Below are 7,019 nucleotides of genomic sequence, written 5' to 3' on the forward strand. Positions count from 1 at the left end.
GACCACAAAGCGCATGAATTTTGAATATGGTGAGGAGTTTTTTTCTGTCTTATACTTTGGATGTAATTTGAAAGCGGAAACAAAAATATGAAGGAGCGCAATTATTATGAATAAGAAAAAAATCTCACTTGCTGTTGGAATACTAAGCATGAATCTGTTGCTGATGTCAGGGACGGTCGTTGGGGCAGCCATTGCCGCCATCTCAAAATCTTTCCCTCAAGAACCAATCTCCAAAGTCCAAATGCTAAGCTCGATCCCGCAGCTTGGACAATTAGCAGCAACCTTAGTCTTTACGTGGCTGACCTATAAGCTGACTAGAAAAAATATTGGTATCGTGTCGGTAGCGATCGTCGCTATCAGCGGCCTGCTGCCAGTTTTCTATAATAACAGCTTGAATATCATCCTAGCGTGTATGGTCGCTTTAGGCTTCGGCTTAGGGTTAATTAGTAACGTTGGCCCTGTATTATTGCAGGAACACTTTGACGGTGAAGAACGTGCAACGGTCATGGGCTGGGCAGTGGGCTTCAATAATCTTGGAATGATGGGCTTTACAGCTATCGGCGGCATGCTGGGCAGTGCCAATTGGAAAAATCTGTTTTGGGTTTATGGCGCAGCTATTATTATTTTATTAGTTGTTCTAGTTTTAGTGCCAAAAGATCGCAAGCTTTCTGAGACAGAAGTTTCAAATCAGAAAAATATCAGCTTTGGTAAAACAGTAAAAAGCTTGAATGGCTATGTTTATGTGATGTTGATCGTTACCTTCGTAACCTCATTGTGTTTGATGATTTTCTTGGCAAACCAATCATTATTATTGGCTTCAAAAGGAAATGGTACCGCTTATACGGCGATGGTCACTGCATTAGGAAATGTCGGCGGAATTTGTACCGCTTTTGGGTTGAAGTATATTCGTAAACTCACGAAAACCGATACGATGGCTTGGGGATTTGTCGCTTTTGCATTGTCGTATATCTGCATCGTTTTCTTCAACAATCCGGTACTGCATATCGCTGGAAACATGTTCTCAGGGATGGGTATCGTAATGGTCAATGCAACGATTCCTTATGAGCTTTCAATCCTAGCCAATCATCAGCAATTCCCAGTAGCGATCGCCATGAACACTCTAATCGCTTCTGTGGCAGGCTTTTTGGCACCAATGCTGTTAGCCGCGACAAAAATTTCAGCAGGAGCGAATTCGTATATCGCGGGTATCGTTATCAGTGGAATCACAGCCGCAGTGCTGCTAATCACTCGTTTAGGCAGCCGAATCGAAAAAAAGTCTGAACAAGAAACAAACAAGCAGTTGAAAGAGTTTCAAGAAGCATAGCTTTACTATCGAGAATAAAACAGCAGTAAGAGAGTAATTTTTTTCTCTAACTGCTGTTTTTCTATGAGTATGACAACGCTCTCAAAAATACCGGTGCATTTCATTCATAAAACCTGTATGCTAGAAATAGAAAAACTAATACTATAGATAAAGCAGGTGCATACATGAAGAAACATCCATTAGAAGGCAGAATAGCCGAAATCAAGTTTGATTCGGGATTGCAATTTCGGATTGATTTTTTAGCCGATAATCAGCTGCGCTGGACTTCCATTCGCGAAGAAGATGCAGGGGCGACAGATGTCGAGACGATCCATGTGGAAGAATATCCCGGTGGAATCTTTTCTATCGATTGGGTAGAGGAATCGGGACTCTGTGTTTCCTACACCGTTGATACCGCCAATCAATTCGTAAAAAGCTTTATGACATTTACTGACGAGAACTATCGCGGAGGCCGCAGACCATTTATCCATGAAGGACCGTTTCATCTTATTTTGGAAAATGGCGAGCCGGATTTAGCTCCGCTGTAATAACTGAATTAAATTCAATGAAGAAGCCATCCTATAAACTTATGGATGGTTTTTTGTTTTATAAGTGTTTTATAGCAAAGCGTCTTTACGCCTTCGATGATTGTTAAACTAACTGTATCAACTATAAAGAACTGAAGCATCAGCAACAACAAAAAGAAGTTGAGTTTTAGGAAGGAATCCAAGGTTCTTGTTGTACAATTAAACTACTTTGATATAATATAAGTAGTTTAATTGTACAAAAGAGGGGTATTGTTTATGTCGAAAAAGCTTTATGAATTATTAGAAAAAAGAGATGGAAATCTTTCTATGAAAGAGGCTCGATTAGAGGGAATCAGTCCATCGACCGTACAAGCATATGTAAAAACTGGGCGTTTACTTGCCATTGAGAGAGGCTTTTATGTGTTAGATGGTCATGGAATTGATGAGCTTTTTTTACAACAAAATAGATTTTCGCGTGGTATTTTTTCTTATGAGACAGCACTGGATATTCATCAACTATCTGACAATATGCCGGCAGCAATTCATCTTACATTTCCTAAAGGATACAATGTTAGTCGGAAAGAAATGAAAGCTCAGAATTTGAAGTTTCATTTTGTCCCAAAGAATATTTATGAATTAGGCAAGATTGAAGGGCTCTCTTTTCAAGATAACCCTATTTATTTATATGATAAGGAACGGACGTTGTGTGATATTTGGAGTTCTCGATTTGATATGGCGTATGATTTAAAGCTAGAGTCATTAAAAAACTATATGTCAAGTAAAGAGAGAGATCCAGGAAAGTTAAGTGTCTATATGAATAAACTATCCGTATCAAAAGAAATGCACACACATATGTTAAGTCTGATTTGAGGAGGATATTATGACACCAACACAATTTACAGCTAAAACAAGAAATTTAGCAAAACAAAATAATTTGAACCCTCAGTTAGTTCAGCGCCATTTTATGATGGATCATTTTGTAGAAGCAATTGCGGAATCTGAGTATAAGACAATTGATTGTCTATTTTAAAAAGTGGATTCCAGTTCTTCAAAGCTTTATACTTTGGGTGAAGGAGTTTTGATAAATGAAAGAAAAAAAACAAAAGCCGTTGATTTTTTCTCATGTAGCAGCACAGGGAAAACCGCGGCACATGAAAGCCGAGACAAACGGCTGTCCATTTTGCGATTATGAAGAGAAAGAAAATATTTTAGCTGAAGATGGGGAGCTTCTTTGGATCAAAAATAAATATCCGACTTTAAACAATACTTCCCAGACATTAATCATTGAAAGTAAGGAACATAACAGTGACATCTCTACTTATACAAAAGAAGAGAACCGTCGGCTGATTCAGTTTGCTCTAAAATGCTGGAAGGAAATGAAGCAAGAGCCGCGCTACCAATCCGTTTTATTCTATAAAAATCACGGTCCATTGTCCGGCGGTTCTTTGAAGCATCCCCACATGCAGATCGTTGGGTTAGAGGATGTTGATGGGGAAAGCCAGATTCAGCTGGAAAATTTTGAAGGGGTATCTGTATTGGAGCGTGATGAGCTGTCAATTACACTTTCTAAGTTTCCCACGATGGGCTTTTTAGAGATGAATCTGATCGTCGAGTGGGAGGAAAACAGCGAGCTGTTCGCAGATTATTTACAGCAGCTGGTTTGTTTTGTCCTGCAAGATTATTTTCACGGTCGTTGTGATAGCTTTAATCTCTTTTTCTTTATAATAGAAGGAAAGCTGATTGCGAAGGTTGTGCCAAGATTTATTGATTCGCCTTATTTTGTCGGCTATCGGCTGTCGCAAACCTTTACGGACGAGCATTTAGCTACTATCGGCAATGAGCTGAAAATGTTTTTGACGGCTGATGACAATCAGGAGAACCAATAATTTTTCCCGATTCGTTCAAGCTGTCCAAAAAAATGATAGCGGATCATAAAATAGTTACTGGAGTGGTACAGCGATGGAATTTGGACCAAAAGTCAGAGAAATTCGCCAAAAAAAGGGCTTCTCGCAAAAGGAAACATACAACGGCATCATATCCAAGTCTTATTCGATCGAGTTTGAGAAGGGAAACCATAAAATTTCGACTGATTTGCTGATCGAGATCTTGGACCGTTTGTCGATGGATATCGACGAGTTCTTCTATGTTAATCGAGGCTACTTGTTAAATCCTTACTCAGATTATATTTATCGCTTGTCCAATTATTCAAACTTTCATGATGCGGCAGCGTTAAAAAGGATGCTGACTGAATATGAGGCCTTTGACGATATCGTTAATCAGGTCCGCTGTGCGGAGATTCGCTGCCGAATAAGAATGATTGAGAATATCAAGGAAACAGGCAAATTTGATCCGGCGGTCATTTTGAAGGAAGATCGCCAAACGATCCAAGAATATTTGATCAACATCGAGACTTGGACGCTTCAAGAAGTCCAGCTATTCGGTAATACGATCGAATTTTTAGAGTTTAGTACACATTTTGAATTGTTCCGAAATCTCTCGAAGTCGTTAACGCTTTATATGGAGTATGATAAAGGGCGTGAGATTTTTTGTGCGATGCTGATAAATTTGATTACACAATCGATTAAGCACGATTATTTAGATTATGCCGAGGTACTAAATCAACAGTTAAGACTATTAAGCACCAACTACAAGGAGTATTTTCATAAAACAATCTCCTTCTATTTTGAAAAAGTAATCTCCTTCAAAAGGGGAAACAGGTCAGACTATCAGGAAGCTGAGCAAATCTTACTGACGATTTCTAAACTAGGTCAGCCGGCGATCGCCAAAGAGCTGAACGCCTTACTAAATTCAAATGCCATAAAGTAATTCAAAGCGGACAATTTTTGTCGGCTTTTTTTTTATGGTCCGATATTTCGGACTTTAATATTTTCTAAGAAAAAAACGCTCTATACTATCGAAGGAAATTACGAAGAAAAGTGCGAATAACTTGAATAGTGAGGAGCAGAAATGAAAAAAACGAAATGAAGCATGGACCTACAGTTTAGGAGTCAATCACAAAAGCCAGAAAAAATTAAAAAAATGATTCTGACAGAAAATTGCTCGAAGAATCAATATAGATAACGAAGATTGAGAGGGGATTTTATAATGAAGAAAAAGAAATGGATGGTACTGATTGCTTTATTCAGCATGATATTGATTGGAACGGGCTCTATTGCAAATGCGAGTGTTGATCCGGCCAAGCCAACACAAGATGGTGATAACTGGTACAGCAATGGGACAATCGTCGTAAAGGACGGAAGCTATTGGTACGACAAGAATGGAACAATTCTATATACTGAACCTCAAGAATCAAGTTCCGCAAGTGAATCGACAATCAGTGATGAAAGCTCAACAGAAAGCCCGAATAGTGAAACGAGTGCGACTCAAGAGACTCAAACGGAAAGCACGAACCAGCAAGAAAGTTCAACTTCTACATCAAATGTCCCAGAAGAAACACCGGCCGCCGAGACTAACACGGAGATAACAGCTCGCATTGTGGCTGAACATCCCGAAGAAAACGATAAATCGGCTGCACAAAAAGTAGCAGCCAGTTCAGTGCCCGTTTCGGAATCAACCGACTCATCGAGTCAATCACAAACGCCATTATCAAAGGAAAATCCTCAGGCTGAATCAGAAGCATCACAAACTGAAAAAACAGCTACACGAGCTTCAGTCCAAAAGCCTAAAGAAAATCCGGTAAATTACTCTAGGTCCGCTGGCGAGCTGCCTAAAACAGGAGAGGCACAAAGTCGTCTATCTGTCTTTTTTACTGGATTAGGAATTGTTTTTGCTATTATTGCCAGCAGCTTGTTTTTCTGGACTAACAAGCAGAGAACTAAGAAACACTAAACGGATCGTATATGTTTAACAAATTTAGGAGGTCCTCCAAATGAGAGAATTAATCGAAAATACACCAATCAAAAAGTGGGCGATTGTGCCTGCGTTACTCACAACAGCCATAGGATTCTATGTTTTATCTTTTGGATTTTTAGGCTCAGGCTTCTTTAGTCCAGTAGCGTTAGCACTCGGTTCGGGGGTAGGAATCTACCTATTATATGGATCAGCTGCAGCAAAAGCCTTTGGCAAACCAGCCAAACCGATCAGTACCTTTTTTCTAGGCTTGATCGCTGCACAGCTTGTGGCATCAATCTCTGGTATTGTTGTGAAATTTCTGCTAAACGTTCAAGTGCAGCCAGATGAAGCAGTGAAGTATATCGATTTCCTTTTCTTATTTAAGGCCATTCCGATGATTTTTGGCGAGGAGCTGCTTACCTTCGTTATACTGTTTATTGTCACAGGGTTGCTGGCAAAGTCCTACAGCTATAAAAAGGCACTGATTGTCGGCGTTATCGTCAGTACGTTAGTTTTTTCTTTGCTTCATCTGCCGTCATATGATTGGAATCTTATTCAGGTGCTGCTGATCATCGGAGCGATACGCATTCCATTTACTTTAGCCAGCCTGCGGAGCAATAGTCTGTGGGAGGGATTTGCGGTGCATTATGTCTATGATACACTCATTTTCGTTGTCATTTTATTATTTAGATAGTTGGAAAAACTGTGATGAAGAACTACTGAAACAAAAAAATATTACAGCACAAAAGCCATCCCCACTGGAAAGCAGGGATGGCTTTTTATGATGAAGCTATTATTTATTCATTTGTTTTTCGCAATCGGTCACGGCAGCTTTCATTGTATGAAAGCTGTTGATATCGATATCGTAGATAAACAAATTCATTTTCAGCGATTTGATTTCTCTCAAATTCAAAACAGCAAATAGGCTGGTAATGGATTTGGGCTTGGAATTACTAAAGTTTGCCTTTTCTAGGGAAGAATACATTCGATAATTAGAAACATAAACATGGATAGGATAAAAGTTGGTCATTGATTTCACATCCTTAGCGGTACTCAATAACCATAACATCAAAAGTGGCGTGGAAGTAAAAGAAAGGACCATCGTAAGCGAAATGTAAGAACTATTAAAAAGCAAAAAACCAGCTGTTTCCGCAACTGGTGTGGAGCTAAAGTGATGTACTTCGATTAGTGTCTCTAGCTCGTAGTCAGTATAGCACACAGGTTTTTAGTTTAGTCCTTTTCTTAGTAGTTAAATTCTACCAAATCGTGTCCATGAATTCATCCTAACATCAGTTACTATAAAAAGAATTTAATAGTATAACTCTCCCCTTTGATAA

General features: G+C 39.2%; 9 protein-coding genes. 8 read left to right on the forward strand and 1 reads right to left on the reverse strand.

What is annotated here, in order from left to right:
• Positions 1 to 106: 106 nt before the first annotated feature.
• The 8 genes from A5875_RS16995 (at position 107) to A5875_RS17025 (ending at position 6,376) form a co-directional block, all read left to right on the forward strand.
• Positions 107 to 1,324, forward strand: a complete 1,218-nt coding sequence (locus A5875_RS16995; protein ID WP_088934795.1) for an MFS transporter — start codon at positions 107 to 109, stop codon at positions 1,322 to 1,324.
• Positions 1,325 to 1,488: 164 nt separating this feature from the next.
• Positions 1,489 to 1,851, forward strand: coding sequence for a MoaF-related domain-containing protein (locus tag A5875_RS17000; RefSeq protein WP_088934796.1), 363 nt, complete (start codon positions 1,489 to 1,491; stop codon positions 1,849 to 1,851).
• A 255-nt stretch (positions 1,852 to 2,106) separates the two neighbouring features.
• Positions 2,107 to 2,700 carry a type IV toxin-antitoxin system AbiEi family antitoxin domain-containing protein gene (locus A5875_RS17005; protein ID WP_088934797.1) on the forward strand — a complete coding sequence of 198 codons (594 nt, stop codon included), beginning with the start codon at positions 2,107 to 2,109 and terminating at the stop codon, positions 2,698 to 2,700.
• Positions 2,701 to 2,710: 10 nt separating this feature from the next.
• On the forward strand, positions 2,711 to 2,860 hold the full coding sequence (locus A5875_RS23340; RefSeq protein ID WP_242551333.1) for a hypothetical protein: 150 nt from the start codon (positions 2,711 to 2,713) through the stop codon (positions 2,858 to 2,860).
• 55 nt (positions 2,861 to 2,915) lie between these two features.
• Positions 2,916 to 3,716, forward strand: coding sequence for a DUF4931 domain-containing protein (locus tag A5875_RS17010; protein WP_088934798.1), 801 nt, complete (start codon positions 2,916 to 2,918; stop codon positions 3,714 to 3,716).
• A 73-nt stretch (positions 3,717 to 3,789) separates the two neighbouring features.
• Complete coding sequence (locus tag A5875_RS17015; protein WP_088934799.1) at positions 3,790 to 4,656, forward strand: helix-turn-helix domain-containing protein; 867 nt, start codon at positions 3,790 to 3,792, stop codon at positions 4,654 to 4,656.
• A 279-nt stretch (positions 4,657 to 4,935) separates the two neighbouring features.
• The gene (locus tag A5875_RS17020) at positions 4,936 to 5,679 is read left to right on the forward strand and encodes a hypothetical protein (protein WP_088934800.1); all 744 of its coding nucleotides are present in this window, start codon (positions 4,936 to 4,938) and stop codon (positions 5,677 to 5,679) included.
• Between the two features lie 40 nt (positions 5,680 to 5,719).
• The gene (locus A5875_RS17025) at positions 5,720 to 6,376 is read left to right on the forward strand and encodes a CPBP family glutamic-type intramembrane protease (protein WP_088934801.1); all 657 of its coding nucleotides are present in this window, start codon (positions 5,720 to 5,722) and stop codon (positions 6,374 to 6,376) included.
• 99 nt (positions 6,377 to 6,475) lie between these two features.
• On the opposite strand, the gene A5875_RS17030 is transcribed toward A5875_RS17025, so the two are convergent.
• On the reverse strand, positions 6,476 to 6,712 hold the full coding sequence (locus A5875_RS17030; RefSeq protein ID WP_088934802.1) for a hypothetical protein: 237 nt from the start codon (positions 6,710 to 6,712) through the stop codon (positions 6,476 to 6,478).
• Positions 6,713 to 7,019 lie beyond the last annotated feature (307 nt).

Source organism: Enterococcus sp. 3H8_DIV0648 (assembly GCF_002140655.1).
Lineage (GTDB): Bacteria > Bacillota > Bacilli > Lactobacillales > Enterococcaceae > Enterococcus_A > Enterococcus_A hulanensis.

Coding starts and splice junctions, on each gene's coding strand:
- A5875_RS17015 (WP_088934799.1), top strand. CDS start 3,790: ATGGAATTTGGACCAAAAGTCAGAGAAATTCGCCAAAAAAAGGGCTTC.
- A5875_RS17000 (WP_088934796.1), top strand. CDS start 1,489: ATGAAGAAACATCCATTAGAAGGCAGAATAGCCGAAATCAAGTTTGAT.
- A5875_RS17020 (WP_088934800.1), top strand. CDS start 4,936: ATGAAGAAAAAGAAATGGATGGTACTGATTGCTTTATTCAGCATGATA.
- A5875_RS17025 (WP_088934801.1), top strand. CDS start 5,720: ATGAGAGAATTAATCGAAAATACACCAATCAAAAAGTGGGCGATTGTG.
- A5875_RS17010 (WP_088934798.1), top strand. CDS start 2,916: ATGAAAGAAAAAAAACAAAAGCCGTTGATTTTTTCTCATGTAGCAGCA.
- A5875_RS23340 (WP_242551333.1), top strand. CDS start 2,711: ATGACACCAACACAATTTACAGCTAAAACAAGAAATTTAGCAAAACAA.
- A5875_RS16995 (WP_088934795.1), top strand. CDS start 107: ATGAATAAGAAAAAAATCTCACTTGCTGTTGGAATACTAAGCATGAAT.
- A5875_RS17030 (WP_088934802.1), bottom strand. CDS start 6,712: ATGACCAACTTTTATCCTATCCATGTTTATGTTTCTAATTATCGAATG.
- A5875_RS17005 (WP_088934797.1), top strand. CDS start 2,107: ATGTCGAAAAAGCTTTATGAATTATTAGAAAAAAGAGATGGAAATCTT.